The organism is Marinovum algicola (assembly GCF_900109145.1).
GTDB lineage: Bacteria > Pseudomonadota > Alphaproteobacteria > Rhodobacterales > Rhodobacteraceae > Marinovum > Marinovum algicola.
On the sequence record NZ_FNYY01000035.1, the window covers coordinates 1 to 26,900 of the forward strand.

Genomic DNA, 26,900 nt, shown 5'->3' on the forward strand with positions numbered 1-26,900 from the left:
GGGCCTGCGCCGGATCGCTGAGCTCTACCGCATCGAGGCCGAGATCCGGGGCTTGGGCCCGGGCCAACGTCTGTCGGCCCGTCAGGCCCGCAGCGCGCCCCTCGTGGCCGAGTTCGGCGATTGGCTGCAGGCACAGCGTCTGCGTATCTCGGCCAAGTCGCGCCTCGGCGAGAAGCTGACCTACATCCACCGCCAGTGGGGCGGCCTGCAGACCTTCCTCCACGACGGCCGCGTCGAGATGGACTCCAACGCCGTCGAAAACCTGATCCGCCCGATCGCCCTGACAAGAAAGAACGCACTCTTCGCCGGCCACGACGAGGGCGGCCGCACCTGGGCCCGCATCGCCTCCCTGATCGCCACCGCGAAGATCAACGGCGTCGAGCCCTTTGCCTATTTGAAGGCGACCCTTGAAGCCATCGCCGCCGGTCACCCGGCCAGCAGGATCGACGAGCTGCTACCTTGGAACTTCATCCCGTCAAGCTGAACAGGCGTGGGGTGGCGACAGCGCTTACGAAGAAATCGCTTGGCAGCATGGGCATTCCTGCGACTTTGAACCAGGATCTCCAGCACGTCGCCGTTCGTGTCGACCGCCCGCCAAAGCCAGTGCTTCTGGCCTCGGATTGAGATCACGACCTCGTCGAGGTGCCATTTTCGGTCGGGGCCGGGCGGTCGCGACGGATACTCGCGGCGACCTGCGCTCCGAACCGTTGGCACCAAACGCGGATGCTTTCGTAGGAGACGATCAGACCTCGCTCGGCCAGCAGATCCTCGACATTGCGCAGGCTTAGCGCAAAGCGGTGATAGGCCCAGACGGCGTAAGAGAGATGACGGAACGGGGGAAGCGCAAGCCCTTCAGGCGAGGCTGTGAAACTCTGCTGATCATAACAGAGGGCTATGCACGCAACCGGGGCGCGTCAATAACCTGACAAAGCCGCTTGATCACCTGCCACGATGCGCCGCCTTTCCAAACACGGTCACCCATTTCCCGGCATAGCTCCTTTGGTTGCCGGGCCAGCTTTTCAGGCGGGAAGTGCTCGCTTAGACGACGAAGTGCGCATTTTCCGGGTCCTTGACATCGGCATCCCCCGAAGATCGGGCGAATGACCTCTTGGAACACATCAGCCCTTTGCGAGGGCGGCACCTTCGGCTAGCCTTGGTGGGCAGAACAGGACAGGTCGTTGAAACTCCAACAGCTTCGGTACATGATTGCGGTTTCGGAAAACGGTAGTTTTTCTCAGGCCGCTCGGGTTCTAGGCGTCGCCCAACCCGCGCTCTCTCAGCAGATCCAGGCGATAGAGGCCGAACTCTCAGTTGAGCTTTTCCACCGGGCCACGCGCGGGGTCATGCCGACGACGGCAGGCTTGGCGTTGATCGAACATGCCTATTCCATTCTGGACAAGGTCGAATTGGCACGTCGGGAACTGTCCGGCTTGACCCAAGTGGTTTCAGGGGACGTCGAGATTGTCTTGACGCATGCAATCGCGGATCGGATCGTGCCGAAACTTGTCGAGGTTCTTTATACGCGCCATCCTGATGTCACCTTGAAAATACGCCAGGCCGCAAGCCGAACCGCGCTGAGCGCTCTGGCCAATGGTGATTTCGATATGGGGATTGTGCCGAGCGACGACAGCATCCAGAACGTCAATGCCCGGACGTTTGTCATCCAGAACTATTGTCTTGTGCAAGCCGGCGCCGGGGCACTGCAGCGGTCGGTCGATACCTTCGAACAGATTTCCCTGCGCGAGGCGGCGAAATACGCGCTGGTCTTGCTCCGACGCGGAGATCCCTTTCGCGAACGCCTGGAGCAAGAGGCGCGGCGACAATCCATACATTACACCGTCAAGTACGAAACCAGTTCGCTGTTGACGATGCACGGGATTGTCGAAGCCGGTTTGGCCGGGGCCATCATTCCGTGGACCTCCGTGCGTGACAAGGTGATGCTGGGGCGCATGACCGCAAAAGAAATTTGCGATCCACAAATCAGCCTTGAATACTTGGTGGCCTGGCCCAAGCAACGTCCTCTCAGTCGTGCGGCGACCTGTGTTGCCGACATTCTTTCCGAGATTTCAGAGGTCTTCTGATATTCAGACTCACATGACCTGTTCGCCCAGCGGCTGGCCATGCAGGGGCACGATCCGGCGTACCGCGGGTCGTTTCAGCATTTCCTCGGTATGGGCGCGGATGGCGGGAAACATGTTCAGATCGACGCCATCACCGGCCAGCCATTGCGAAACCGTGAACAGGTAAGGATCACAGATCGAATAGTTCTGCCCCAGGACCCAAGGCCCTTTGAGGTAGTGCTGCTCGATGAACGCCATGCAATCGGCCATGTTGTCCGCAACCTTGGCGGCCATGCTGTGCTGGCAATCAGGGCTGTCGGACCAACGCGCACCCCGAAGCCTGTGGGCATGTGCAATGTGAACGGTCGCGGCCAGGTACATGTTGAAGCTTTGCGCAACCGCGAAATCCAGCACTTCGCTGGGGGCGATCGATTGATCCTCATGGACCTGTGCGAGATAGGCCAGAATGGCGGGCACTTCCGTCAACACGACCGTTTTGCCCGCCCCACGTTCAATCACGAGCGCAGGCACGCGCCCTTTTGGATTGACCGACAGGAACTCGGGGTGGAACTGATCCTTTGCCTTCAGATCCATTGCGACCGCCGTATAAGGTCGGCCGATTTCTTCCAGCAACAGGTGAACGGCCATCGAGCTGCTCAGCTTCGAATAATACAACTTCATTTCTTCATGCCTTGGTTTTATGGGCGCGCGAAAGTTGACCGCAGAGTTTTCGTTCATGCCGGTTTCCGCATCTTGATCAGCACAGCCAGGCCGAAAACACTCATCGCTGCCAGCTGGATGCCCTGGTGCGGGTACAGCAATCCGATTGCGATCAGGCCAAGGAGTGGCCGGCTCCAGAATTCGGGCAAGCCCCAGCTGCAATGACGTGACAGCAGCATGTTGAGCGCGACGAAGAACATCAGCACCGACAGGATCGTTATCACGATTTCCGGGATCGAGTCGCCCTGGAGCAAGACACCGGGATAGTAGACAAACAGAAACGGCAGCACGAAACCGGGTAGCCCAAGGCGCAATGAGGCGACAGCCGTCTTCATGTAGCTTGCCCCGGCCACCTTGGACGCGACGAGTGACGCCAGCGCAACCGGCGGGGTAATCGCGGACATGTTCGCAAAGAAAAAGACGAACATATGGGCGGCCAACAAGTCCACGCCGAACCCGACCAGTGCCGGAGCGCCAAGAACAGCAACAAGCGAATATGCGGCAGCGGTGGGCATGCCCAACCCGAAGATCAGACAGGACAGGGCAACCAGCAAAAGCAGGAGCAAAAGACTGACATCCGAAAGGCTCAGAACGATATGCGACAGCCGTTGCGCAAACCCGGTGATGGTCATCAGGTCGACTATGATGCCGATGATCGCGATGATGACTGCCAGCTGCGCACCGTTGGTCACACCATCGAGGGCGCCATCATACATCCGCTGGCCAAATATGCGCAGCCCTTCAAGCGGATCCGCGCGATGCACGATCAACTGTTTGCTGGCCTCGGTCACGACGATGAACAGCATCGATATCACGCCGGCCATTGCGGGTGGCATCTGGTTGAACAGCAAGACCGTCAACAGAACCACGCCGAGGATCAGATGGGCATAGCTCCGAACTTCACTGCCGATCCCAGTTGCCGCTTTGTCGAGCTCCAGCCCTGCGGATCCTGGCGCGGGAGAGCTGGCCGACAAATGCACGGCCACCAACAGATTTGCATAGTATATGGTCGCAGGAACAACCGCTGCCACCATGACATCGATATAGGGTATGCCGGTCAGTCCCACGATCAGGAACGCGGTCAGCCCCATCACCGGCGGCATGAACTGTCCACCGGTCGAGGCGACGGCCTCGATTGCACCGGCGTCATGTGGGCGGAAGCCGGATTTCTTCATAAGCGGAATGGTGATCGTGCCGGTTGAGGCCACGTTGGCGACAGTGCTCCCGGAAATCATCCCCATGATACCACTGCCAAGAACCGCCACTTTCGCTGGTCCGCCTCGGGTGTCGCCGCTCAGACGGGCCGCGAGGCCCAGAACGAATTCGATGCCCCCAGCCGATTTCAACAATCCGGCAAACAGCATGAAAACGAAGATGAGAGAGCCCGACAGGCCGGTCATTGACCCCAGCATGCCCTCGAAAAATGGGATGGAGGTATAGGAAATCAGGCGCTCGAAGCTTACGCCGCTGTGGAAGAACAGATCGTCGGAAAAGATTGCGCCGAAGTATCCATAAAGGAGTGCAATCATCCCCAGGGCCGGGATGATCCAACCCCAGATTTTCCCCGCCGTGACAAAAACCGCCGCCAGGAAGGCCAGCCCGACAAGTATGTCGGCACCGGACGGTCCGAAAACGCGTTCGGTCAAAAGCGCCTCATGCTCGGAAAAGATATAGGCCATCACGAAAATCGCGATGGACCCGAGAACGACAGATTGCAACCTGGCGAAGGGGGGACGCACCACTTGCACGCTCAGCACCGCGAGAAACAACATGGACAGCCCGAGGTGCAGGGTTCGAAACAGTTCGGGCGACAACCAAAGCCACATCGTCTGGGCCAAATGGCTGGTGATGAAAGCCAGTATGAGAAGCGACACAAGGAAGCGTGTCACGCTGGTTCCGCTTCCATCGACCGGGATTGCATCGCTGGTTTGGGCGCTCATTTCTCGGTCTTCCATAGGTTTGTCGTGCATCTGGATAAACGGTGGAACATGCGCGACCGGCTCAGGTTGCGGCAATGGTCAGCTCTTCCCGCCAAATTCCGAGTTCCTTGAAATACTGCGCCGCGCCCGCATTTACGGGGTAGGCGGGCAGCAGGTTGCGCACGGCGTCCTGTGGATTGACGCCTGCGAGCGGCAAACCGTATTGTTTCAGTTCTTCCGCGTTTTCGAGGACTGCTTTGGTGATGTCATAGCCGGTCTCGGCCGAGACCCGGTCATCGGCACCGAGAATACCAGTCATCGCGGGTGTGCGGATCGGGCGGTCAAGCGTCGGCCAGTCATTCGGCGTCAGTTGCCCGACCTGAATGCCGGGGTTCGTCTTCATGGCCGCGTCCAATACTGCTTGAGGGTATTCCAGGGCCCGAAGCTCCATCGTCAATTCAAGCTGTGTTATCAACCCAAGCGGTGTGCCATTGGTGAACACCCCGTAGACGCAGTCGATGTTTCCCACGGAAAAGCTGTCGTAGATGTCGGAAAAGCTGCCATAGACCCATTTGATGTCATCCAGGATACCAGCCTCCTGGAACAGAATGCGGGACAGCTGGGTCGAACCACCGGCAGGCTTGGACGCTGAATAGCTCCGTCCGGCGAGATCTGCGACCGTCTTGATATCCGAATTCGCATTGACGAGCGGAGGCACCAGCCACTGAACGTAAGCGAACATCTGGTTGGCCCGGACCGGCGCCGTAAACGGTTTGTCGCCGCGTGTGGCCACCATCCAGTCAAATGACGTCGTATGCGAGAATTCGAGCTCATCCGACCGCATCAAGGAGAAGTTTTCCAGTGTTCCGGTCGTCGCGAAAACCGAACTTTTGGTTTCGGTGTACTTGTTGGAGATATGCGACATCGCTTCCAGGATGACATATCCTGAAGACCCCAGGTTGGCGGACCCCCATCTAATTTGCGGGGCTTGTGCAAGCGCGCTCCCGCCGCTGGCAGCCAACAATCCTACAGCGCTTCCGGCCTGGGCCATGAAGCGTCTGCGGCCCAGGTTCGTGGAATTCGATTTTTCATCAAGTCTTTGTTTCATCATCTTTTCCCTGTGGATTCACGGCGATGTCTGGCGCATCAGTTCTTTCTTCAGGGTGGTACAGCTCTTACTGCCCCGCAATTATCGATGATCTTATACAGGCCATAAGCGTTCCTTATGGCTTTGCGTTCGGCACGACGGTATCCGTTCCGACAGTTTTGCGCAGCGCTGCAAGAACGGTGCTATGCATATACCGAATAAAAACAATTCCGTGATAATGACGATCAGAATCGCCCCGATAAAGCCGACCGCCACTGCCCTGGACAGGGGCGTTCTCGGGCTCTCGTGTATCTGACCGATCCGGCAGAGGCCGACCAGATCAACCGCGCCGCATCGGGCGAGTTCGTCCATCCGATTTCCTTTCCGCCTAATTCGACGCCAAGTCGCTCATTCCCTGTACTGGCATGCATGCCTTCGATCAAAATTGTTGACTCGAGCCGTAAACTGCGGCCATATTGTATATCAGCACGGCTGTGCCAATATATAGAACATTCGGGAGATGATCGATGACCAAGTTCCTGGCGGTTGGCGCCATTCTGGCAGCAAGCCTTGCCGCGCCGCAGATGGCCGCGGCACAAAGCGAAACAGTGAAGCAGATCGAAGAGCGCGGCACGCTGCTGTGCTCGGGTCACAACGGCAGCTACTTCGGCTTCGTCGAAGTGAATGACAACAACGAGTGGAAGGGCCTCGACATCGATCTGTGCCGTGCGCTGACCACGGCCATCCTGGGCGACCCCGACAAGAACCAGATCGTTCCGCTCAGCTGGGCGCAACGGTTTCCGGCGCTGCAATCGGGCGATGTCGACCTGATAATCAAGGCCACGGGCTGGACAATGGGCCGCGACACCGAGCAGGGTCTGCAATTCAGCCTGCCGTATTTCTTCGGTGGCGCGCAGCTGATGGCGCATGGCGACCTGGGCGTGACCGAGGCCGCGGAGCTGGCCGGCGGCACCATCTGTGTCGAAGCGGGTACGACGATTGAACGTCTGGTTGCCAACTATCTCCAGACCGAGAATATCGAACACAGCATGGTTTCCTATGAAAGCGCGGCGGAACTGCGCTCGGCCTATCTGGCCAACCGCTGTGATGCCTTTGCCGCCTGGGGTCCGTTCCTCGCGGTGCTGCGGGCCACCGAGATCGACAACCCCGACGCGCATGTGATCCTGGGTGATCAGCTTTCCGCCGAGCCCATCGCAGCGGCGATGCGTCAGGGTGACGAGGCCTTTGTCGACGTGGTGAACTGGATGCTGGCGGCGCTCTTGATCGCGGAAGAGGAAGGCATCACCTCGGCCAATGTCGATGAAATGGCCGCAACCCCGCCCAACCCGCGCGTTGCCCGTCTGCTGGGGGCCGAGCCGGGCATGGGCGAACGGCTGGGCATGCGCGACAGCTGGGCGCGCGAGATGATCGCGGCGGTGGGCAATTTCGGCGAGATCTATGACCGCAATCTTGGCAAGGACAGCCCGTACAAGCTGGAGCGTGGTCTCAACAATCTCTGGAGCCACGGCGGCGTCCTCTATGCGCCGATCCTCGACTGATACCGGGGCATGATCCTGCGGCCGTCCCCATGTGGGGCGGCTTTTCTTCCAGCGCAGCGTGAGGGTGCGACATGACGGCGGCAGAACAACTTCGTGCAAGAGCCAGGTACCGCAGGCTTGGAATTCAGGCGGTCCTCGTCATCGTGACGGCCCTGGCGGTCTGGGGCGCGGTGACAAACGCGCAATACAACCTGACGCGGTTGAACATGACCAGCGGCTTTGCCTTCCTCGACCGTGGTACGGGATGGAATTATTCCTTTTCGCTCGTGGAGCGATCGATCAACGACCCCTATTCCTACACCCTGTTCATCGGGTTGCTGAACACGCTCTTTGTCGGGTTCATCTGCATCATCACAACGACGATCTTCGGCTTTCTCATCGGCACGTTGCGCGATGCCCGCCACCCGGCGCTGAACTTCGCGGCCAGTGTTTATGTGCAGATCTTCCGCAATATCCCGCTGATCCTGCAGGCGATCTTTCTCTATGCGATCCTGATCCATCTGGGCGGCCCGCGCCAGGCGGTGAGCTTTGGTGATGTCGCCTTTCTTTCGGGGCGCGGCGTGATGCTGCCCGGATTGAACGTCACGCCGACCGTTGCGGTGGCGATTTTGCTGGCCTCCCTGGGGCTGGGCATCGGGCTGATCCTTGCGAGAACCACGCTGTGGCGCGGTCTGGCGATCTGGTTTGGCGGCAGCGTAGCAATGGCGCTGTTTGCGGCGCTGGTCCTGCGGCCGGAAGGCGAAGGCATCCTGTCGATCCCGGTTCTGCAGGGGCTGCGCTTCTCGGGTGGCATTTCCGTTCCGATCGAGCTTTTCGCCCTGATCACCTCGATCACCCTTTACGGCAGCGCCTATGTTGCCGAAATCGTGCGCGGCGGGCTGGCACAGGTGCCGCGCGGACTTGTCGAAGCGGGACAGGCGCTGGGCCTGAGCCGGGTTTCGATCTGGTCGCGGATCAAGGTGCCGATGGCGCTGCGCAGCATCATCCCGCCGCTCGGCAACCAGTGGATCTTCATGATGAAGGCCACCACCATCGGCATCGCCATCGGGTTCAGCGACCTGTTCTACATCACCGTGAACGCGATCAGCCAGTCGGGCCAGACGCTGGAACTGATCCTGTTGCTGATGCTGACCTTCCTGGCAATCAACTATTCCATCGCGATTTTCACCAACTGGCTGAATGCGCGCCTGAAGCTGAAGGAGCACTGAGATGGCCGTCGCCGAAATCATCCCGCCCAGCCGGTTCGAAGCCCTGGGCAAGCTGTTCATGAAACGCGGCTTCGGCTCACCGGTGTCTGTTGCGATCTCGGTGCTGGTCTTTGCCGTGCTGGGATGGATCGCCTGGAGCTTCCTTGACTGGGCGGTGTTCCGCGCGGTCTGGCGCAAGGAAAACGTCGAGAATTGCGGCCACGGCGGGGCCTGCTGGGCGGTGATCGACGCGCGGCACCGGTTGATCCTGTTTGGCACCTATCCGTTCGACCAGCACTGGCGCTCGACGCTGGCGGCGCTGGCCATCGTGGTGACGGTGGTGCTGTCCTGCGTGCCGGCCATGTGGGCGGCGCGTCGGCTTGCGGTGCTCTGGATCGCGGGCTTTGCCAGCTACTACCTGCTGATGGAAGGCAGCCTGCTGGGCCTACAACAGGTGACGACCGATGGCTGGGGCGGGCTGTCGCTGACGCTGTTCCTGTTTGCTGCGGTGGTGCTTCTGGGGATGCCGATGGGGCTGGGGCTGGCCCTGATGCGCCGGTCACAGATGCCGGTGGTCAAATGGTTCGCCGTCATCATCATCGACACCATCCGATCCCTGCCGCTGGTGACCACGTTGTTCACCGCCGCCATCGTCGTGCCGCTGTTCCTGCCGAGCTGGCTGGACGGCGACAAGATCTGGCGCGTCATCTTCGGCTTTGCGCTGTTCTTCGCCTGCTACCAGGCCGAGGTTTTTCGTGGTGGTTTTCAGGCGATCCCCAGGGGCCAGTTCGAGGCCGGCAAGGCACTGGGCCTGGGTTATTGGAGCATCCTCGGGCGCATCGTGCTGCCGCAGGTCTTTCGCCACGCGCTGCCCAGCACGATCAACATGGTGGTGGTGACCTTCAAGGAAACCGCGATCGTGACGATCATCGGCTTCTTCGACATCCTCGCCTCGGGCAAGACCGCCTTTGGTACGGCGGATTGGGCACCCTATTACATTGAGGTCTACCTCTGCGTGGCAGCGATCTACTGGGTCTTCATCTTCTCGCTGGGTCAATATGGCGAATATCTGAAAGGCCGGATGGCATTGGCGGAACGCTGAAACACGTGTTCGACAAAGAAAAAGCCCGAAGTTCCATGCGGGACTTCGGGCTTTTCCATGTGATGCGGGGCAGGGATCAGTCGAGGGTGACATCACCCTTCGGCGTCGACAGGGCGAACGACAGGCCCGGCGCGCCTTCGACAACCTCAGCCAGGTGATCCACCTGCAAGGTTTTCAGAACCTCGCGCAGGGTCTCCGGCTCCGGGTGCGACAGCTGCACCATGTCCAGTTTGACGCCCAGGTCCTGCTGGCCGGTGCTGGGATGCGGGCCGGGCGACCATTCGATGAAGGCCGGCACAAGGCCCCCCATCGCCAGGCTGCCATCCTTCGGCACTGTCAGCCGCCAGGACCGGTCGCCGCGGGTGAACAGCACCACCTCGCCCAGATCAACCGGGCTGGCGGCGATCACTGCGTCCAGATCGTCGGTCCCCACCACCCAGCACAGCGCGCGGGGCCGTTCGGCCAGCCGCGCCTGTGTGGCCGGATCGTCCAGCGTGAACCAGCGGGTGCGGCCGGGGGCCGGCGCGTCGGTGTCGATGGCGATCAACTCGAAAAAGCTCTCGTTGCCTGATTGCATCACGCAGTTATGGGTGCTCATTGCGTCATGTTTGCCGCCGCGCGGCACGGTGACGCCAAGCGCGCTTTCCATTGCGGCGACGCCTTGGTCCAGGGTGTCCGCGCCGATGGCGAAATGGTCGATCTTGTTGTGCATGGTCACTCCGATGCGGTGTTGAGAAGGGGCAGGGCGGCGGCGAGATCGGCCTTCAGGGTCTCGGTCTCTTCCAACCCGATGTTGAAACGGACAAGCTGGCCGTCCTCGGACCAGGTTCCGGCGGTCCGCTGGGGTTTGACCGGCAGGACAAGGCTTTCGTACCCGCCCCAGCTGACCCCGATGGCAAAGTGATGCAGCGCGTCGACAAAGGCGCGGACCTGGTCGTCGGAACAGGGGTGGAAGACCATGCCAAACAGCCCCGACGCCCCGCTGAAATCGCGTTTCCAGTTGTCGTGACCGGGGCAGGAGGCAAAGGCGGGATGCAGCACGCGCCTGACCTGCGGTTGCTCGGCCAGCCAGGCCGCGATCTCGCGCCCGGCGCGGTCGAGATGGTCCATCCGCACCTTCAATGTCCGCAGGCCCCGCAGCGCCAGAAAGACCTCCTGGCCGCCGGTCTTGTCGCCCACGGCCATCACCGTCTTGCGAATGTCCATTGCGTGCCGGTTGATGCTGGCGATCATGCCCATCATGCAATCGGAATGCCCGCTGAGGTATTTCGACAGCGAGGCCACCACCACGTCGACACCCAAGCCAAGCGGTCGGCAGTTGACCGGTGTGGCCCATGTGCTGTCAAGGATCGTCGGCACGCCCGCCGCCCGCGCGGCACCGGTGACGCCCGGGATGTCGGGCACCTCAAAGGTGCCAGAGCCGGGTGCCTCGAACACCACGGCGCAGGTGGTGTCGCGCAGCAGGGCGGCGATGCCCGCGCCGATCATCGGATCGTAATATTCAACCTCGACCCCCATCCGCGCCAGCACCGTGTCGCAGAAGGTGCGGGTGTTGCCATAGACATGATCCGCCACCAGCAGATGCGCGCCGGGGCGGACAAATGTCATCAGCGCCAGGGTGATCGCGGCAACGCCGGATGAGGTCAGCGTGACGCCATCGGCCCCTTCAAGCCGCGCCAGCGCCTTTTCCAACTCATGGGTGGCGGCATTGCCGTAGCGGCCGTAATAGGCCGTGCCGGGGGTGTACCTTGCATCGCGTGCGGTCTCGAATGCGGCCAGGGTATCGAAGGCCATTGTCGAGCCAAGCTCGATCGGCATGTTGACATGACGGCCCTCGATACGGGCGGGGCGACCGGTCTGAACCAGGTCGTCGGCAATTCGGGGGGCGGAATGGGACATGTGAGCCTCGCGGTGAATTGTGCATTTTAGAGATGACATCTTGGCGCAATGGTGTCAATATACGGAATAATCGTTTTATATATCAGCACGTGAGCGAGGCACATGAGCGAGCGAAACAAAAAGCTGACAGCCAGCCATTGGGGCGTCGGGCTTGCCACCATCAAAGACGGCAAGGTCATCGCCGTCGAGGGCCACCCCGCTGATCCAATGGCGTCCGAGATCAACGCCAATATCCCCGGCAGCCTTCATGGTAGGGCGCGCGTGCGCCGTCCGGCGGTGCGCAAAAGCTGGCTGGCCGGAACGCCCGGCGCGGTGCCGCGCGGGCAGGACAGTTTTATCGAGGTCGACTGGGACCGGGCGCTTGACCTGATCGCAAGCGAGCTTTCCCGCGTCCGCAAGACCCACGGCAATACCGGCATTTTCGCCGGTTCTTATGGCTGGTCCAGCGCCGGACGCTTTCACCACGCGCAGAGCCAGCTCAAGCGGTTCCTGAACACGCTTGGCGGTTTCGTGCGGTCCGAGGGCAATTATAGCTACAACACCGCGCTGGGTCTGATGCCGCATATCGTCGGTCCGTTCCGCGCCCATGTGGCCCAGGCCACGCGCTGGCCGGTGATCGCAAAGCACACCGACCTTGTGGTGATGTTCGGCGGCATGGCGCTGCGCAACACCCAGGTCAGCGATGGCGGTGTCGCCCGGCATCGCATGGCGGGCAACCTGGAGGCCTGTGCCAGCGCGGGCGTGTCCTTTGTCAATATCAGCCCGCTGCGCAGCGATGCGGCCGAGGCGTTGAATGCCGAGTGGCTGCCCGCCCGCCCCGGCAGCGATACCGCGCTCATGATGGGGTTGGCGCATACCTTGCTGGTGGAAGACCTGCACGACCCGGCCTTCCTGGCGCGCTATACCACGGGATTTGACAAGATCCGCGGCTACCTGGTGGGCGAAGCCGATGGCCGGCCGAAGGATGCCGATTGGGCCGCCTGTCTGACCGGGGTCGAGGCCGAGACCATTCGTGATCTCGCCCGGCGCATGGCATCCGGGCGCACGATGATTTCCGTCGCTGCCGGTGTCCAGCGCACCGATTTTGGCGAACAGCCGCTGTGGATGGCGGTGACATTGGCGGCGATGCTGGGCCAGATCGGCCTGCCGGGTGGGGGGTATACCGTCGGCTACGGGGTGAACGCCAACATCGGCAATATCGAGCGGCCGTTCCGCTGGGGCACCATCGCGCAGGGCGTCAACCCGGTGCGCGATTTCATTCCCGTGGCGATGATCGCCGACATGCTGCTGACCCCCGGCGGCAGCTACAGCTATCAGGGTGAGGCGCGGACGTTTCCCGATGCGCGGCTGGTCTGGTGGGCGGGCGGCAACCCGTTTCACCACCACCAGGACCTGAACCGCCTGCACCGCGCCTTCCAGACACCCGAGACGGTCATCGTCAACGAGGTCAACTGGACCGCAACCGCCCGCCATGCCGACATCGTGCTGCCGGTGGCCGCTTCGCAGGAGCGCACGGATTTTGGTGCGGGCAAGTCCGACAACGCGCTGGTGCCGATGCCGCAGCTGGTGGCGCCCGAAGGCGAAGCGCGGGCGGAATACGACATCTATGCCGATCTTGCCGCCCGGCTTGGCACCGCTGATGCCTTTACCGAGGGCAAGACTTCGGACGATTGGCTGCGCGAGATCTGGGGGGTGACTCGGGACCGCGCGCGCGAGACAGGCAACAATCTGCCGGAGTGGGACAGTTTTCTTGCCGGTGACGTGATTGACCTGCCCGATCCAAGCCCCGAGCAGGTCTTCCTTGCTGAATATCGCGCCGATCCCGAGGCCAATGCACTGCCGACACCCAGCGGCCGGATCGAGCTGTTCTCAGAGGTCATCGCCGGTTTCGACCTGCCCGACATCAAGGGCCACGCCATATGGTTTCCGCCACGCGACCAGGCCGAGGGGCGGGGGGCGGAGTATCCGCTGGCCATGCTCTCGGGCCAGCCCAGGACGCGGCTGCACAGCCAGCTCGACAACGGGGCCTTTAGCCTGAGCCGCAAGGTGGCGGGGCGCGAGCCGGTGCTGATCCACCCCGAAGATGCCCGCGCGCGCGGCATCGAGGAAGGCGCGGTTGTGGAGCTGTTCAACGCCCGGGGCCGGTGCCTTGCGGGCGCGCGGATCACCGATGAGGTGCGGCAAGGCTGTGTGTTCCTCTGGACCGGCGCCTGGTGGGATCCGGATTTCGCCGCACCACAGGCGCGCGACCGGCATGGCAATCCCAACGTGCTGACCCACGATCTGCGCACCTCGTCACTGACCCAAGGTCCGGCGGCGCATTCCACCCTGGTCGAAGTGCAACGCTTCGACGCCCCTCCGCCGCCGGTCGAGGCCCATGATCCGCCGCCTTTCGAACCAGATGCGTAACTGGTATCAAGGCGCAAAAGAGGACCGAACCTGACATGAACATCGACGCACCGAAAGAACCCAATGTGGATTCGACATTGTCCAAGGGGCTGGCCATCCTCGAAAACCTTGTCGCCGCGCAACAGGGCAAGGGTGTCACCGACCTGTCCAAGGAATTGGGGCTGACCAAGTCCAACACGTTCCGCCTTTTGCAGACGTTGACCACGCTGGGCTATGTCCAGCACCAGCCGGACAAGACCTATGCCGCCACGCTCAAGACATGGCGGGTGGGGCGGGCCTCGGTCGAGAACCTGAACCTGCGGGAAATGGCGGCGCCGGAACTGTCGTTTCTGTCGCAGGAAACCGGCGAGACGGTTTACCTGGCTGTGCGTGAAGCGCTGTCGGTGGTCTATATCGACAAGCTCGACAGCCAGAAACCGATCCGGTCCTGGAATGCCATCGGCGGCACCGCGCCCCTGCATTGCGTCGGCACCGGCAAGGCCATCCTCGCGGCGGAATACGACCGGCTGCGCGACCAGGTGAGCGGCGCGCTGACGCAGCACACCGACAAGACGCTGACCGATCTCAAGGCGCTGGAGGCGGACCTGGCGACCACGCGCAAGCGCGGCTATGCCTTCGACACCGGCGAATTCCGCGACCGCATCCTCAGCTTCGGCGCGGCCATCATCCTGCCGGGTGGGGAAGCGGTGGGCGCCCTGGGCATTTCGCTGCCTGACATCAACCTGCCGGAAGGCGGCGAAGACAGGTATGGCGCGCTGGTGGTGCATGCGGCGCGTTCTGTCTCGGAAAAGCTGCGTAATATCTGACGCAGGAGCGATGAGACACGCGCCCCGGACTTGCTCCGGGGCCTCGCCGTCACCTGACCATGAGGTCCCGGAGCAAGTCCGGGACGACCATGACCTGATTTCAGGACTTCGGTTCCGGGTATTCCACCGGCCCGCCCTGCTTTTCCCAGGTGGAGAAGCCTTCTTTCAGGTGTGCGGCTTCGAACCCCATGTCCTGCAACGTCGCCGTGGTCAGCGCCGAACGCCAGCCGGAGGCGCAGTGGAACACGAACTTCTTGTCCTGCTGGCCGAAGATATCCTTGAAATACGGGCTGTCGGGATCGACCCAGAATTCGATCATCCCGCGGGGCGCGTGAAAGCTGCCCGGGATATAGCCGCTGCGCTGACGTTCGCGCACGTCGCGAATATCGACAACCACCAGGTTCGGATCATCCAGCATGGCGATCAGGTCGGCGGTTTCGATCTCTTCGATCCGTGCGCGCGCGTCGGCAACCATCTGCGCGGCGGGGGTTTTCAGCTTGGTCATGAGACTTCCTTGTGTTGAAGTGTGCTGGCATTCGGAACGATCTTTTCGTATATTGACACGTGTGGAGCGATCGTGCAACCTCTGCCTCAGAGTTGACGACCATCCGGCACGGAGGATTCGAGAATGACCGCACAGGACGCTATATCGCTCTGGGACGCTTCGGCGCAGGAGGCAGACTATCACGCGCCGATGGCCGAAGATGCCCGGGTTGACGTGGCAATTGTCGGCGGCGGCTTCACCGGCCTGTCGACGGCGCTGCACTGCGCCGAAATGGGCCTGTCGGCGCATGTGTTGGAAGCAGAGCAGATCGGCTATGGCGGATCGGGGCGCAATTGCGGGCTGGTGAACGCCGCGCTCTGGCTGCCGCCGCAAAAGGTGCGCGAACAGTTGGGCCAGACCTATGGCCCCCGGTTCATCAAGAAATTCGGCAGCGGCCCGGAGTACGTGTTCTCGCTGATCGAAAAGCACCAGATCCGCTGCGAGGTGACGCGCACCGGCACGATCCACGCCGCCCACGGGCCCAGCGGCTTTGCCGACCTTCAGGAACGTCACAAGGAATGGCAGCGCCTGGGCGAGCCGGTGGACCTGCTGGGCCGCGATGAGGTCTCGGATCTGATTGGCACCGATCATTTCCACGGCGGGCTGGTGGATCGGCGCTGCGGCACGATCAACCCGATGGGCTATTGCCGGGGGCTTGCCCGTGCCGCGCTGGGGGTTGGTGCCACGATCAGCACCGGGGTGCGCGCGACCAGGCTGCACCGCGACGGCGATTTGTGGAAGGTCGAGACAAGCAAAGGCGTGATCACCGCCAAGGCCGTGGTGCTGGGCACCAACGCCTATACCGACGGGCTTTGGCCGGACCTTGACCGGCAGTTCACCATCATCAACTATTTCCAGCTGGCGACCAAGCCGCTTGGGCCTGAGGCCGATTACATCCTGCCCGGCCGCCAGGGGATTTGGACCACGGCGCAGATCATGTTCAACCTCCGTCGCGACGCTTTTGACCGCTTGCTGGTCGGCTCGATGGGCAAGGTGATCGGCACCAAGGACAGCGGATTGTCGCACCGCTGGGCCCGCAAGCAGATCGCGCGGCTGTTCCCCAAATTGGGCCCGGTCGAGTTCGAAGAGGCCTGGCACGGCCAGATCGCGATGACGCCCGACCACCTGCCGCGGATCCACGAGCTGGACACCAACCTTTTCACTCCGATCGGCTATAACGGGCGCGGCATCACCACCGGCACAATGTTCGGCGAAACAATGGCCGGGCTGCTGACCGGTCGGGACCGTGCCGACCTGCCACTGCCGATGACCGCGCCGCGGTCGGTGTCCTCGGCGCCGATCATGTCGCGGCTTTACCAATCCGCCTTTACCGCCAACCAGATTCTCAAGGCTGTCTGACCCATGTCCAACCCCATGATCCGCGTCGGTGTCGATATCGGCGGCACCTTTACCGATGTCGCCCTTGCCCATCCCGGCGGGCTGGCCACCTGCAAGGTGCTCACCAATTACACGCAACCGGAACAGGCCATTCTTGATGGCATCGGCATCGCCGCCGAAAAGGCGGCCATTGCCCTGGGCGAGATTGGCCAGGTGATCCACGGCACCACTCTGGTGACCAACGCCCTGATCGAGCGGCGCGGCGCAAAGCTGGCCTTCATCACCACCGAGGGCTTTCGCGATGTGATCGAGATGCGCTCGGAAAACCGGTTCGAGCAATATGACCTGAACCTGAATCTGCCAAATCCGCTGGTCCCGCGTGAGGATCGGTTTACCCTGGCCGAACGGATGGGGCCGAACGGCGAGGTGCTGCTGGCGCTGGACGCGGTTGAGGTTGCCGCGATGGTCCAGCGGGTGCTGGACGGCGGCTATGACGCGGTGGCCATCGGGTTGATGCATGCCTATGCCAACGATGCACATGAACGCCAGATGGCCGAGGCATTGCGCGCCGCTGCGCCGGACCTGTCGATCTCGCTCTCCTCGGTGATCTCGCCGCAGATGCGCGAACTGCCGCGTTTCAACACGGTGATCGCCAATGCCTATGTCCAGCCGCAGGTGGCCGATTACCTGGGTCGTCTGGTGGCGCGACTGAAGGATGCGGGCGCTTCCGCGCCGGTCTTCATGCTGCATTCCGGCGGCGGGCTGATTTCGGTCGATGTGGCGGCGGAACAGCCGGTGCGGCTGTTGGAATCCGGCCCTGCCGGTGGCGCGATCTTTGCCGCCGATTTTGCCCGCGGCCACGGGTTGGACAGCGTGCTGTCGTTTGACATGGGCGGCACCACGGCCAAGATTTGCCTGATCGAGGAGGGCGCGCCGAAGACCGCCAACACGTTCGAGGTCGCGCGCACCTATCGCTTCAAGAAAGGTTCCGGCATGACCGTGTCGACTCCGGTGGTCGAGATGGTCGAGATTGGCGCCGGGGGTGGCTCCATCGCTTCGATCGATACGCTGGGCCGCATCCAGGTCGGGCCGCGCTCTGCCGCGTCCGAGCCGGGGCCAGCCTGTTACGGGCGCGGCGGCAAGGAACCCACAGTGACCGACGCCAACCTGTTGCTTGGTCGGCTGGACCCTGACAATTTCGCCGGCGGGGCGATCCCGCTTTCGGTGGAAGCCACGGAAACCGCAATCACCGAAAAGCTGGCCAAGAGCCTGGACATGAGCCCATCGGACGCCGCCTTTGGCGTCACCGAGATGGTGGACGAGAACATGGCCAATGCCGCCCGCGTTCACACCGTCGAGAATGGCCGCGACATCGAGCATTTCACCATGATCGGCTTTGGCGGCGGAGCGCCATTGCATGCCTGTCGCCTCTGCGAAAAGCTGGGCATCAAAGAGCTGATCATCCCGCCCGGGGCTGGTGTCGGCTCGGCCATCGGTTTTCTCAAGGCACCGTTCAGTTATGAGGCGACACGCGGTCTGTTCCAGCGGCTTGATGCTTTTGATGCCGCCAGCGTCAACGCCGCGCTGGTCGAGCTTGAGGCCGAAGCCAATGCCTTTGTCAAAGCCGGGGTCAGCGATGCCGAGACCACGACGCGCCTGACCGCCTTCATGCGCTACGCAGGCCAAGGCTGGGAAATCCCGGTGGTGCTGCCCTACAAGACCTTCACCGACAGCGATCACAGCGCGATCCTGACCGCCTTTGAGGCGGCCTATCGCACCCTGTTCGGACGGGTGATCGAAGGGCTGGGGATCGAGATCACCAACTGGTCGCTGGTGGTGGCCTCGGTGCTGCCGGACACGCCGCCGGTGGCCCGGCACGACAGCGGACCGCCCGCCAAACCGCTGCGCACCCGTCAGTTCTATGATGCCGCCCTGCGCCGCAGCGTCGAGGCGCAAGAGATCGACCGCGCCAGGATGACGGCGGGCGCTTCGGTCGATGGCCCGGCCATCATCGTCGAGAATGAGACTACAACCATCGTCACCTCGGCCTATCGCTGCACCGGCCAGGGCGACGGCAGCCTGCGCCTGATCCGCAAGGGAGACCAGCAATGACCCCCACGGCAATTGATTATCAGATCATGTGGAACCGCCTGATCGCGGTGGTGGAGGAGCAGGCGACAACCCTGATCCGCACCGCGTTCTCCACCTCGGTGCGTGAGGCGGGCGACCTGTCCGCCGGGCTGTTCGACCGTCAGGGCCGGATGATGGCGCAGGCGGTGACCGGCACGCCGGGGCACGTCAACGCAATGGCCGAAAGCGTCACCCACTTCGTGCGCGAAATCGGGCCGCAGAACATTTTCGAAGGTGACGTTTTCATCACCAACGATCCCTGGATGGGCACCGGACACCTGCATGACATCACTGTCGTCTCGCCCTCTTTCCGCGACGGCCAGCATATCGGGTTTTTCGCCTGCACCGCGCATGTGGTCGACATTGGCGGGCGCGGCTTTGGCCCTGATGCGGGCGAAGTCTACGAAGAGGGGCTGTTGATCCCGATCATGAAATTCGCCGAGCGTGGCACCGTGGCGCGCGATCTGATCCGGCTGGTGCGCGCCAATGTGCGCGAGCCTGATCAGGTGGTGGGCGACATGTATTCGCTGGCCGCCTGTAACGAGGCGGGCGACCGGCGGCTTCAGGCGATGATGGGCGAGTTTGGGATTGCCGATCTTGACGGGCTGTCGGATTTCATCATCGAGACCAGCCGCAAGGCCACGCACGCGGCGATTGCCAAGGTGCCCGACGGCACCTTCCGCCACACCATGCAGGTCGACGGCTATGATGATCCGGCGCTGATGGCGGTGCGGCTGGACATCGAGGGCGATACCCTTCGCGCCGATTTCGACGGCACCTCGGGGATGAGCCGTTTCGGCGTCAATTGCCCCGAGGTCTATACCCGCGCCTATGCCTGCTATGGTCTGAAATGCGCCATCGCCCCGCAGGTGCCCAACAACTCCGGCTCGTTGGAGCCCTTCGTGATCACCGCGCCCGAGGGCTGCATCCTTGCCGCCAAGCGCCCTGCGCCGGTCTCGGTGCGGCACGTTCTGGGTCATCTCGTGCCGGACGTGGTGCTGGGCGCGTTGCATCAGGCGCTGCCGAATACCGTGCCGGCAGAAGGGGCAAGCGCACTCTGGAACATCCAGATCTCGGCCCGGCCCGGCGATCAGGGCAGCGGGTTGCCGAACCGCGAGGTTCTGATGTTCAACTCCGGCGGCACCGGCGCGCGGCCCGCATTCGACGGGTTGTCGGCGACGGCTTTCCCTTCTGGCGTGTCGACCATGAGCGTTGAGGCGACCGAACATGTCGGCCCTGTTACGGTCTGGCGCAAGGACCTGCGCGAAGGCTCGGGCGGGGCGGGGGCCCTGCGCGGCGGGCTGGGCCAGATCATCGAGATCGAGCCGCGCGAGGGCTATGATTTCTACTTCAACGCCATGTTCGATCGGGTGGACAACCCGGCCCGCGGCCGCGACGGCGGTGGCGAGGGGGCGGCAGGGCGTGTCGAATTGGCCGATGGCACAAGGCTGCGCAGCAAGGGCCGCCAGCTTGTCAAAAACGGCCAGCGGCTGCGCTTGAGCCTGCCCGGCGGTGGCGGTTACGGCGCACCCGAGGGGCGCGACCCCGCACTGGTGGCCGCGGACCTGCGGGCCGGATTGATCACGCCGGAACAGGCGAAACAAGACTATGGATACGAGGAATAAAACGATGACAGCGAAACCGCTTGCACTGATCACCGGGGCCGCGCAAGGCATTGGATATGCCTGTGCCGAGGCGCTGAAGGACGACGGCTTTGACGTCATCCTGTCCGACATCAACGCCGAGGGCGTCGCCGCCGCCGGTGAAAAACTGGGAGCTGTCGCGGCGATTGCCTGCGATATGGGCGACGTGGCCCAGATCGGCGCGATGTTCGACCAGATCGCCAGGGAACACGGGCCCCTGCACGCGCTGGTCAACAATGCCGGTGTCGCCATGCCCGGCGATTTCCTCGACTACGACCTGGAAAGCTGGGAACGAGTGATCGCCATCAACCTGCGCGGCGTCTTCGTGGCCACCCAGCGAGCGGCGCGCGTCATGGTCGAGCACAAGATCGAAGGCGCCATCGTCAACATGTCGTCGATCAATGCCCAGGTGGCGATCCCGGCAATCCCGGCTTATTGCGCATCGAAAGGTGGGGTGATGCAGCTGACCAAGGTCGCCTCGCTGGCGCTGGCCAAGCACAACATCCGTGTCAATGCCGTTGGCCCCGGCTCGATCGACACCGAGATGATGGCAGGCGTCAACGCCAACCCCGAGGCCTTCAAGGTGGCCATGTCGCGCACGCCGCTGGGCCGCGCCGGAAGCGCCCGCGAGATCGGCGATGTCGTGGCCTTCCTCTGCTCGAAAAAGGCCAGCTATGTCACCGGCGAGACGATCTATGTCGACGGTGGCCGTCTTGGCCTGAACTACACCTGCTGAAAGCGAACACCATGTCCCGATACGTCGAAATTTATGCCGAATGGCAAGCCGATCCGGTCCGCTTCTGGGAAGAAGCCGCCCGGGGGATTGACTGGTTCAGCCCGGCCACTGCGGTCTTCAACGCCGAGGCCGGGGTCTATGGCCGCTGGTTCGACGGCGCGACCTGCAACACCTGTTACAACTGTGTCGACCGGCATGTCGAGGCCGGGCATGGCGACCGGCTTGCCGTGATCCACGACAGCCCGGCGACGGGCCAGGTGGCGCGCTATACCTTTGCTGAATTGCAGGAACAGGTGGGCGCGCTGGCTGCGGTGTTGCGGGCGCAGGGCGTGACCAAGGGCGACCGGGTGGTGATCTATATGCCGATGGTGCCGCAGGCGGTCTTTGCCATGCTGGCCTGCGCCCGGCTTGGCGCGGTGCATTCCGTGGTCTTCGGCGGCTTCGCGCCGCAGGAACTGGCGACGCGGATTGACGATGCCGCGCCCAAAGTGGTGATCTCGGCCTCCTGCGGGATCGAGCCGGGACGGGTGATCGCCTATAAACCTCTGCTGGACGAGGCCATCGCGCTGGCTACGAACAAACCCCAGGCCTGCGTGATCCTGCAACGCGATACCCTGCGCTGCGACCTGACCCAGGGCCGCGACGTGGATTATGCCGAGGCCGTGCGCGCGGCCATCGTGGCGGGTGAGCGTACCGAATGCGTGGCCGTGGCCGCGACCGATCCGCTTTATATCCTCTATACCTCCGGCACCACCGGCCAGCCCAAGGGCGTCGTCCGCGACAATGGCGGGCACATGGTGGCGCTGAAATGGACGATGGAGCACCACTACGGCGTCAACCCGGGCGAGGTGTTCTGGGCGGCATCAGACGTGGGTTGGGTCGTTGGGCATTCCTATATCTGCTACGGCCCGCTTCTGCATGGCGCGGCCACCGTCGTCTATGAGGGCAAGCCGGTCGGCACGCCCGATGCCGGCGCTTTCTGGCGGGTGATCCAGGATCATGGGGTTGTCGCGCTGTTCACCGCGCCGACGGCCTTTCGCGCGATCAAGAAGGAAGACCCCGCCGGCAGCCTGATCGCCGAGTATGACCTGAGCCAATTTCGCACTCTGTTCCTTGCCGGCGAACGCTCGGACCCGGCGACCATCGAATGGGCCCAGGACAAGCTGGCCCGCCCGGTGATCGACCACTGGTGGCAGACCGAAACCGGCTGGCCGATGTCGGGCAACCCGGTGGGGTTGGGGGCCTTTCCGGTCAAGCTGGGATCGCCGGGCAGGCCGATGCCGGGCTATGACATCCGGGTGCTCGACGACGCGGGCCATGAGGTCGCGCCGGGAACTCTCGGTAATATCGTCTGCAAGCTGCCGCTGCCGCCCTCGGGCTTTCCGACGCTGTGGAACGCGGCAGAGCGCTTCATCTCGTCCTACATGGCGGAATTTCCGGGCTATTACGCCACCTCGGACGCCGGGATCATCGACGAAGACGGCTATGTCTTCATCATGGCCCGCACCGATGACATCATCAATGTCGCGGGGCATCGCCTGTCTACCGGCGCGATGGAAGAGGTGATCGCCAGCCATGCCGACATTGCGGAATGCGCTGTGGTCGGCAAGGCCGATACGCTCAAGGGGCAGATGCCGCTGGGCTTTTTCGTGACCAATGACGGGGCGGATCGTGACCCGGGGGAGCTGGAGCGCGAGTTGGTGCAGCTGGTCCGCGCAAGGATCGGCGCTGTCGCCGCATTCAAATGCGCGCTTGAGGTCAAGCGCCTGCCCAAGACCCGCTCGGGCAAGGTGCTGCGCGGCACGGTGCAGAAGATCGCCGACGGCGAAACCTACAAGATGCCCGCCGCGATTGACGACCCGGCGATCCTGGATGAAATCACCGCGGCTCTGGCAGCCCGCAACCTGATCGGACAAGGCACATGATCGAACGACAGCACACCGGCCCTCGCATGAGCAAGATCGTCAAGCACAATGGCACCGTCTATCTGTGTGGTCAGGTCGGCGCGGGCGAGACCGTGGCCGACCAGACCCGCGACTGCCTGGCGCGCATCGATGCGTTGCTGGTCGAGGCCGGGTCCGACCGTGACCACATCCTGCAGGCCATCGTCTGGCTGTCCGACATGGGCGATTTTGCCGAGATGAACGCCGTCTGGGATGCCTGGGTGCCCGAGGGGCATGCCCCGGCGCGCGCCTGCGGCGAAGCGCGCCTGGCGCGCGATGTGCTGAAAGTCGAAATCATCGTCACCGCGGCTGAAAAGCCCGGCTCCTGACCGGATTCACAAGGAGACCCTCCATGACCGCCGCAGTCGAAATGAAAAACGTCAACAAGTGGTACGGAACCTACCATGCGCTTCGGGATGTCAATCTCAGGGTGGCCAAGGGCGAAAAGATCGTCGTCTGCGGCCCGTCAGGATCGGGCAAGTCGACGATGATCCGCACGATCAACCAGCTTGAAGAGCATCAGTCCGGCGAGATCCTGATCAACGGCGAGCCGATCAACGTCGACGCGCCCAACATCGAGGACATGCGCCGCGAGGTTGGCATGTGCTTTCAGCACTTCAACCTGTTTCCGCACCTGAGCATCCTTGAAAACTGCACCCTTGCTCCGATGCTGGCGCGCAAGGTGCCGCAGGCCGAGGCCGAGGCCACCGCCATGCAGTTCCTCAACAAGGTGCAGATCGGCAACCAGGCGCAGAAGTATCCCGGGCAATTGTCGGGCGGCCAGCAGCAACGCGTCGCCATCGCCCGCGCGCTTTGCATGAAGCCGCAGATCCTGTTGTTCGATGAACCCACATCGGCGCTGGATCCGGAAATGATCGGCGAGGTTCTCGACGTGATGGTGACGCTGGCCGAAGAGGGCATGACGATGGTTTGCGTCACTCACGAAATGGGCTTTGCCCGCAAGGTTGCGGACCGGGTGCTGTTCATGGACGCGGGCGAAATCATCGAGGAAAACGACCCTGAAACCTTCTTTACCGCGCCGAAAAGTGAGCGGACGCGGACCTTCCTCGACCAGGTCCTGACCCATTGATGGGCATTTCCAGGTTGATCGGTCTTGTGGCGGACTGTCTTTGTGCAGAGTCTTGATTTCCGCTGAGAAGTGACCCGGTCGCTTCCCAAATTTCTACTTAGAATTGCCCCATATGAACACGTTGCCCTGACGGATTCGGTCGGGGAGATATGGAGTGATGGACATGGGATTTTTGAGGGTATTGGCTCCGGGTTGCAGGCCATACAAGACGCGCCCCAATTCCCGCGCGCCAGAGCCGGGCAGACCGGCGAAACCGATGGTTTCGCCTTCCATGATATCCAGCGCGTCAATGACTAGCCCGTTGGCCTTGATGTCGCGCAGCGACCAAGGCCAAGGTTGCACTTGAGGCGATCCGCGAGGAGATAACGCTGGCGGAACTTTCCAAGAAGTATAGCGTCCATCCCACTCAGATCGACACCTGGAAGCGCGCCGCGATAGGAAACATGGCGACCGCATTTACTCGCAAAGGTTCGGTGCCCGAGCACGTGAGTGCCGCTGACGTTGACAAGCTGCATTCAAAAATTGGCCAGCTGGTGGTTGAACGGGATTTTTTAGCCGATGCCTCGCACCAGTTGCTCGGGACGCGCCCCTCTCGTGACCTTGCCTTTGGCAGGGCACTGCCGGTCAACGGGACAAAAAATGGTGAACCGGGATGACCTGCTCCCCCTTGAGTCCGCTAATTTAGGTTAGCACTGTTCAGGTTTTGGTCCTTCTTTGACCGGTTAGCATATTCCGCTGGTGTCAGGCCAGCGAGGCTTGAGTGCGGGCGGTGGTGGTTGAAGTCTGTGCGCCATGCTGCCACCAGATTGCGGGCATGTGGCAGGCTGTCGAACAGATGCTCGTTCAGGCACTCATCCCGCATCCGACCGTTGAAGCTTTCCACGAACCCGTTTTGCATCGGTTTGCCGGGCGCGATGTAATGCCAATCAACCTTGCGGTCTTCCTGCCACTTCAGGATCGCATTTGAGGTCAGTTCGGTCCCATTATCGCTGACTATCATCTCTTGCCGGCATGGGCGAGCGCATTGCGCTGGAAGTGGACCCGACAGCGCTGCCAGGTCGTGGCCGGCTCATCCAACTGGTGGAGCGCGCATGATCGCGTTTCCGGCGGGCGTGAAGGTCTGGATTGCGGGCGGTGTGACGGACATGCGGCGCGGCATGAACACCTTGGCGCTGACGGTGCAGCAGGGTCTCGGGCGCGATCCGCATGCGGGGGAGATCTTCTGCTTTCGCGGGCGCAAAGGCGACCTGGTCAAACTGCTCTGGCACGACGGGGTCGGCATGTCGCTCTATACAAAGCGCCTCGAGGCCGGGAAGTTCATCTGGCCGGCGAGCAGAAGTGGCGAAGCGGTGCAGATATCCGCGGCCCAGCTCGGCTATCTTCTGGAAGGCATCGACTGGCGCAACCCACGCTGGACCCAACGTCCTGCAAAGGCGGGATAAATCGGTCTGATCGGGCCTATTTGCATGGGCTTTCCGATGTCGGTGTGATAGGTCTCCGCCATGTCACAGACCCCCTCCGAGATCGCCGGATTGCGTGCCGCGCTCGCGGCCTCGGAGGCCCGTGCCGAGGCCGCCGAGAGCGAATTGGCGCAGGCCCGCGCGGTGGTCTCGACCTCGGAAGCGATGATCAAGCACCTCCGGCTCGAGATCGCCAAGCTCCGGCGCGAACAATACGGACGCAGCTCTGAACGCCACGCGCGTCTGATCGATCAGATGGAGCTGCAACTCGAGGAACTCGAGGCCGCCGCCACCGAGGACGAACTCGTCGCCGAGATGGTGGCAAGGACCACGCCCGTCGCGGGGGTCCCGCGTCGTCGCCCGGCCCGCAAGCCTTTCCCGGAGCATCTCCCGAGAGAACGGGTGGTGATCGAGGCGCCGACGACTTGCACTTGCTGTGGCTCCGACCGCATCGTGAAGATGGGCGAGGACGGCGAGCCATTGTGCGCCATTGGTTCGAGAACAATGGCGAGCGATACGCTGGAGGTCATTCCGCGGCAGTGGAAGGTGGTCCAGACGGTGCGCGAGAAGTTCACCTGCCGCCACTGCGAGAAGATCTCGCAGGCTCCGGCACCGTTCCATCCCACTCCACGCGGCTGGGCCGGGCCGAACCTTTTGGCGACGATCCTCTTCGAGAAGTTTGGCCAGCATCAGCCCCTGAACCGGCAGGCCGAGCGTTATACGCGGGAAGGCGTCGAACTCAGCCTGTCCACCCTGGCCGACCAGGTCGGCGCCTGTGCCGCCGCGCTCGCGCCCGTTCATGCGCTGATCCGCGAACATGTCCTGAATGCCGAACGGCTACATGGGGACGACACGACGGTGCCGCTGCTGGCGAAAGGCGGGACCAAGACGGCGCGTCTGTGGACCTATGTCCGTGACGATCGCCCGTTCGCGGGTGGCGCGCCGCCGGCGGCGCTGTTCCACTTCTCACGCGATCGCGAAATGGCCCACCCCAACCGGCATCTCGCGGGCTGGCAAGGGGTTCTCCAGGCCGATGCCTATGGCGGTTACAACGACCTCTACCGCGACGACCGTGATCCCGGCCCGGTGGAGAGCGCGCTCTGCTGGAGCCATGCCCGGCGCAAGTTCTTCGAACTGGCCGACATCAAGGGAAATGTCCGGAAGGGCAAGCCCGCCCATGACATCTCGCCCGTGGCACTCGAAGCGGTGACGCGGATCGATGCCCTCTTCGACGTCGAACGTCAGATCAACGGTCTGGATGACACATC

23 protein-coding genes and 3 pseudogenes are annotated in these 26,900 nt (G+C 62.7%); 17 read left to right on the forward strand and 9 right to left on the reverse strand.

Features of this window, described 5'->3' with window-relative positions; genetic code table 11:
• A partial coding sequence (locus BMW90_RS24765; RefSeq protein ID WP_139211545.1) for an IS66 family transposase occupies positions 1–484 on the forward strand: 484 nt, incomplete at its 5' end.
• A gap of 23 nt (positions 485–507) precedes the next feature.
• Here the strand turns inward: BMW90_RS24765 and BMW90_RS24770 are convergent.
• Positions 508–883 (reverse strand): annotated as a pseudogene (locus BMW90_RS24770) (IS6 family transposase); the annotation flags it as partial.
• Positions 884–1,178: 295 nt separating this feature from the next.
• Here BMW90_RS24770 and BMW90_RS24775 point away from each other — a divergent pair.
• A complete protein-coding gene (locus BMW90_RS24775) occupies positions 1,179–2,081 on the forward strand; it encodes a LysR family transcriptional regulator (protein WP_074840300.1) in 903 nt (300 codons plus the stop codon).
• A 9-nt stretch (positions 2,082–2,090) separates the two neighbouring features.
• On the opposite strand, the gene BMW90_RS24780 is transcribed toward BMW90_RS24775, so the two are convergent.
• From BMW90_RS24780 to BMW90_RS24790, 3 genes are all read right to left on the reverse strand, one after another.
• Entirely contained in the window at positions 2,091–2,798 is a 708-nt protein-coding gene (locus BMW90_RS24780) for a glutathione S-transferase family protein (RefSeq protein ID WP_211569035.1), read from the reverse strand.
• Complete coding sequence (locus BMW90_RS24785; RefSeq protein ID WP_074840304.1) at positions 2,795–4,720, reverse strand: TRAP transporter permease; 1,926 nt, start codon at positions 4,718–4,720, stop codon at positions 2,795–2,797. The genes BMW90_RS24780 and BMW90_RS24785 overlap by 4 nt, the downstream gene beginning before the upstream one ends.
• Positions 4,721–4,781: 61 nt before the next feature.
• Positions 4,782–5,807, reverse strand: a complete 1,026-nt coding sequence (locus BMW90_RS24790) for a TAXI family TRAP transporter solute-binding subunit (RefSeq protein WP_074840306.1) — start codon at positions 5,805–5,807, stop codon at positions 4,782–4,784.
• A 506-nt stretch (positions 5,808–6,313) separates the two neighbouring features.
• Between BMW90_RS24790 and BMW90_RS24800 the strand changes: the two genes are divergently transcribed.
• The 3 genes from BMW90_RS24800 to BMW90_RS24810 all read left to right on the forward strand — a co-directional run bounded on the left by BMW90_RS24800 (position 6,314) and on the right by BMW90_RS24810 (position 9,634).
• A complete protein-coding gene (locus BMW90_RS24800; protein ID WP_074840310.1) occupies positions 6,314–7,345 on the forward strand; it encodes a transporter substrate-binding domain-containing protein in 1,032 nt (343 codons plus the stop codon).
• Between the two features lie 143 nt (positions 7,346–7,488).
• Positions 7,489–8,553 (forward strand): ABC transporter permease subunit, encoded by a 1,065-nt coding sequence (locus BMW90_RS24805; RefSeq protein WP_074840312.1) that lies wholly within the window; start codon positions 7,489–7,491, stop codon positions 8,551–8,553.
• 1 nt (position 8,554) lies between these two features.
• Entirely contained in the window at positions 8,555–9,634 is a 1,080-nt protein-coding gene (locus BMW90_RS24810; protein WP_074840314.1) for an amino acid ABC transporter permease, read from the forward strand.
• 76 nt (positions 9,635–9,710) lie between these two features.
• On the opposite strand, the gene BMW90_RS24815 is transcribed toward BMW90_RS24810, so the two are convergent.
• On the reverse strand, positions 9,711–10,346 hold the full coding sequence (locus BMW90_RS24815; protein ID WP_074840316.1) for a VOC family protein: 636 nt from the start codon (positions 10,344–10,346) through the stop codon (positions 9,711–9,713).
• Positions 10,347–10,348: 2 nt separating this feature from the next.
• On the reverse strand, positions 10,349–11,533 hold the full coding sequence (gene metC / locus BMW90_RS24820; RefSeq protein WP_074840318.1) for a cystathionine beta-lyase: 1,185 nt from the start codon (positions 11,531–11,533) through the stop codon (positions 10,349–10,351).
• A gap of 102 nt (positions 11,534–11,635) precedes the next feature.
• On the opposite strand from metC, the gene BMW90_RS24825 reads away from it, so the two are divergent.
• Together BMW90_RS24825 and BMW90_RS24830 are read left to right on the forward strand one after the other, a co-directional pair.
• Positions 11,636–13,942 (forward strand): molybdopterin-dependent oxidoreductase, encoded by a 2,307-nt coding sequence (locus tag BMW90_RS24825; protein ID WP_074840320.1) that lies wholly within the window; start codon positions 11,636–11,638, stop codon positions 13,940–13,942.
• A gap of 35 nt (positions 13,943–13,977) precedes the next feature.
• Positions 13,978–14,748, forward strand: a complete 771-nt coding sequence (locus BMW90_RS24830; protein ID WP_074840321.1) for an IclR family transcriptional regulator — start codon at positions 13,978–13,980, stop codon at positions 14,746–14,748.
• Between the two features lie 100 nt (positions 14,749–14,848).
• Here BMW90_RS24830 and BMW90_RS24835 read toward each other — a convergent pair whose 3' ends face one another.
• The gene (locus tag BMW90_RS24835; protein WP_074840323.1) at positions 14,849–15,253 is read right to left on the reverse strand and encodes a rhodanese-like domain-containing protein; all 405 of its coding nucleotides are present in this window, start codon (positions 15,251–15,253) and stop codon (positions 14,849–14,851) included.
• Between the two features lie 123 nt (positions 15,254–15,376).
• On the opposite strand from BMW90_RS24835, the gene BMW90_RS24840 reads away from it, so the two are divergent.
• The 8 genes from BMW90_RS24840 to BMW90_RS27315 all read left to right on the forward strand — a co-directional run bounded on the left by BMW90_RS24840 (position 15,377) and on the right by BMW90_RS27315 (position 24,828).
• Entirely contained in the window at positions 15,377–16,651 is a 1,275-nt protein-coding gene (locus BMW90_RS24840; protein WP_074840325.1) for an NAD(P)/FAD-dependent oxidoreductase, read from the forward strand.
• A gap of 3 nt (positions 16,652–16,654) precedes the next feature.
• The gene (locus BMW90_RS24845) at positions 16,655–18,742 is read left to right on the forward strand and encodes a hydantoinase/oxoprolinase family protein (RefSeq protein ID WP_074840327.1); all 2,088 of its coding nucleotides are present in this window, start codon (positions 16,655–16,657) and stop codon (positions 18,740–18,742) included.
• The gene (locus BMW90_RS24850) at positions 18,739–20,385 is read left to right on the forward strand and encodes a hydantoinase B/oxoprolinase family protein (protein WP_074840329.1); all 1,647 of its coding nucleotides are present in this window, start codon (positions 18,739–18,741) and stop codon (positions 20,383–20,385) included. Before BMW90_RS24845 ends, BMW90_RS24850 begins: the two co-directional genes overlap by 4 nt.
• A gap of 4 nt (positions 20,386–20,389) precedes the next feature.
• Positions 20,390–21,139, forward strand: coding sequence for an SDR family NAD(P)-dependent oxidoreductase (locus tag BMW90_RS24855; protein ID WP_074840330.1), 750 nt, complete (start codon positions 20,390–20,392; stop codon positions 21,137–21,139).
• Between the two features lie 11 nt (positions 21,140–21,150).
• Positions 21,151–23,064, forward strand: a complete 1,914-nt coding sequence (locus BMW90_RS24860) for a propionyl-CoA synthetase (RefSeq protein ID WP_074840332.1) — start codon at positions 21,151–21,153, stop codon at positions 23,062–23,064.
• Positions 23,061–23,411, forward strand: a complete 351-nt coding sequence (locus BMW90_RS24865; RefSeq protein ID WP_074840334.1) for a RidA family protein — start codon at positions 23,061–23,063, stop codon at positions 23,409–23,411. Before BMW90_RS24860 ends, BMW90_RS24865 begins: the two co-directional genes overlap by 4 nt.
• A gap of 23 nt (positions 23,412–23,434) precedes the next feature.
• Entirely contained in the window at positions 23,435–24,172 is a 738-nt protein-coding gene (locus BMW90_RS24870; RefSeq protein ID WP_074840336.1) for an amino acid ABC transporter ATP-binding protein, read from the forward strand.
• Between the two features lie 443 nt (positions 24,173–24,615).
• Entirely contained in the window at positions 24,616–24,828 is a 213-nt protein-coding gene (locus BMW90_RS27315) for a hypothetical protein (RefSeq protein ID WP_139211547.1), read from the forward strand.
• A 20-nt stretch (positions 24,829–24,848) separates the two neighbouring features.
• On the opposite strand, the pseudogene BMW90_RS24880 reads toward BMW90_RS27315, so the two are convergent.
• Positions 24,849–25,172: pseudogene (locus BMW90_RS24880) on the reverse strand (integrase core domain-containing protein); the annotation flags it as partial.
• Positions 25,173–25,174: 2 nt separating this feature from the next.
• Positions 25,175–25,237: pseudogene (locus BMW90_RS26850) on the reverse strand (transposase); the annotation flags it as partial.
• A 26-nt stretch (positions 25,238–25,263) separates the two neighbouring features.
• On the opposite strand from BMW90_RS26850, the gene tnpB reads away from it, so the two are divergent.
• Positions 25,264–25,614, forward strand: coding sequence for an IS66 family insertion sequence element accessory protein TnpB (gene tnpB, locus BMW90_RS24885; RefSeq protein WP_074840338.1), 351 nt, complete (start codon positions 25,264–25,266; stop codon positions 25,612–25,614).
• Positions 25,615–25,674: 60 nt separating this feature from the next.
• The coding region (gene tnpC / locus BMW90_RS24890) for an IS66 family transposase (protein ID WP_074840340.1) at positions 25,675–26,900 on the forward strand (1,226 nt) is incomplete at its 3' end.